Annotated in this window: 3 protein-coding genes and 1 pseudogene (1 of these 4 running past the window's edge); all 4 read left to right on the top strand. The window is 73.0% G+C overall.

The genetic code is table 11. From position 1 onward, the window contains the following. On the top strand, positions 1-585 hold a 585-nt coding region (locus ACFFCN_RS16850; protein ID WP_375493521.1), incomplete at its 5' end, for a type II secretion system F family protein. A gap of 46 nt (positions 586-631) precedes the next feature. Next, on the top strand, positions 632-1,165 hold the full coding sequence (locus tag ACFFCN_RS16845; protein WP_375493519.1) for a GNAT family N-acetyltransferase: 534 nt from the start codon (positions 632-634) through the stop codon (positions 1,163-1,165). Between the two features lie 346 nt (positions 1,166-1,511). Continuing rightward, the gene (locus ACFFCN_RS16840) at positions 1,512-1,712 is read left to right on the top strand and encodes a DUF4244 domain-containing protein (RefSeq protein WP_375493517.1); all 201 of its coding nucleotides are present in this window, start codon (positions 1,512-1,514) and stop codon (positions 1,710-1,712) included. Further along, a pseudogene (locus tag ACFFCN_RS16835) lies at positions 1,702-1,898 on the top strand (TadE family type IV pilus minor pilin); its annotated part runs 34 nt beyond the window's last position; the annotation flags it as partial. The gene ACFFCN_RS16840 and the pseudogene ACFFCN_RS16835, both read left to right, overlap by 11 nt.

The raw sequence follows: 1,898 nt of genomic DNA, 5'->3' as shown, positions 1-1,898 counted from the left end.
ACGGGTGCCGTCGCCGCCCTCGGCGCCGCCTGCGTCGCGGTGGGCGGCGTGCCCGCCGGACTGATCGCCGCGCTCGTCTGCTGCCCGGCGACGGCGCACGCGCTGCGTCGCCTGCGGTCGCGGCCGGTCAAGACGCCCGACGATCCGGCACTGCCCGTGACGCTCGACCTCGCCGCCGCCGCGTTGCGCAGCGGGCAGCCGGTGGCCACCGCGCTGGTCGTCGCCGCGCCGGCAGCCGGCGACGCCACCGGCCAGGAGCTGCTGCGGGTGGCCGGGCTCCTACGACTCGGCGCGGATCCGGCGCAGGCCTGGGGTGCGGTCGACGCGCGCGCCGGGCCGATCGACGATGTCGCCCGGGTCGCGATCCGCAGCTCGAGCAGTGGCGTGAAACTCGCCGGTGCCTTCGTCGAGCTTGCCGACCAGCTGCGCGCGGAACGTTCGGCGCAGCTCGCGGTGCGGGCGAACCGCGCCGGCATCGCGGCCATGGCGCCGCTGGCGGCGTGCTACCTGCCGTCGTTCGTCTGCCTCGGTGTCGTGCCTGCCGTCGTCGGCATCGCGAGGTCGACCGTCGGCGTGCTGCCCTGACGAGCATCGACCATCGCTCGAAACATGCGTGCGCGAGCATATGCAGGTGTCTGAACCGAAGATCGCGATACGTGCCGCCACAGCCGACAACGCCGCTGCGTGCGCGGCGATCTACGCGCCGTACGTCACCGACACGGTGATCACCTTCGAGCTCTCGCCGCCGACGCCGGACGAGATGGCGCGCCGGATCTCCCGTGCGTCGGACGCATACGCGTGGCTCGTGGCTATCGACGCCGATCGGGTGGTCGGCTACGCGTATGCCGGTCCGTACAAGGAGCGCGCGGCCTACCGGTGGTCGTGCGAGGTCAGCGTCTACCTGGAGATCGGCCGGCGCCGGACAGGTGCCGGCCGCGCGTTGTATGCCGCGCTCTTCGCGCGCTTGGCCGAGCGCGGCTACCGGATGGCCGTCGCCGGCATGGCGCTGCCGAACCCCGCCAGCGAAGGTCTGCACACAGCGCTGGGCTTCGAGCCCATCGGCGTGTACCGGCGGATCGGCTGGAAGTTCGACGCCTGGCACGACGTCGCCTGGATGCAGCGCCCACTGACCGACGCGCAGGCCGCGCCGAGCGAGCCGCGGTAGCCCGCGCCGGCGCCAACTGCAGTGGCAGGACGTGCTGCAGACCTGTGGGCTTGGTCTTGATAGCGGCATCCGGCGCCAGGCCGCGCCGCTCACGTGCCGTGCCGGCCGGGTCGGTCTTGATAGCGGCGCAACGCGGGCGGGCGGCGGGGATCGCCGCGTTCAGCCGGTACCAAGTGATGGCCGGCCCCCGTGTTCGTTCGTCCGGACGCGACCACGGGCCGCGCGAGCGGGCCGGCGGTACCACACGTCGCCGACGCGAGCCGGTGGGTCATCCACATCGATGCATCGCGTCCACAGATTCTCATTTGCGCCACCGAACGGCTCGCCGCGGCGATTGGCTCGGTGCATGTCCTTCTTCTCTCGTATCACCCGTCCCTTCCGGCAGCTGCGCGAGCACGCCGACGACGCAGGCATGTCCACCGCGGAGTACGCGGTGGGCACGGTGGCCGCGGTCGCGTTCGCGGTCGTGTTGTACAAGATCGTGCGCAGTCCCGCCGTCTCGTCGGCGTTGAGTTCGATCGTCCGGTCAGCGCTGCATGCGTTGTGACGCGCACAGCGGCATCCGCGATCGCGGCATGGTCACCGCCGAACTCGCGGCCTGCCTGCCGGTGCTGGTGCTGGTGCTGGGCGTCGCGCTCACCGCGGTGGCGGTCGTCTCGGCACGGGTGCGCGCCCAGGATGCCGCGCGTGAGGTCGCGCGGGCGGCCGCGCGCGGCGATCCCGGCGCCGGGCG

The sequence above is a fragment of the uncultured Jatrophihabitans sp. genome (assembly GCF_964246335.1).
Taxonomy (GTDB): Bacteria; Actinomycetota; Actinomycetes; order Mycobacteriales; family Jatrophihabitantaceae; genus Jatrophihabitans.
The sequence above is the reverse complement of the archived record's forward strand: the minus strand, read 5'-3'. Positions and strand labels throughout refer to the sequence as shown.

Coding starts and splice junctions, on each gene's coding strand:
- ACFFCN_RS16840 (WP_375493517.1), top strand. CDS start 1,512: ATGTCCTTCTTCTCTCGTATCACCCGTCCCTTCCGGCAGCTGCGCGAG.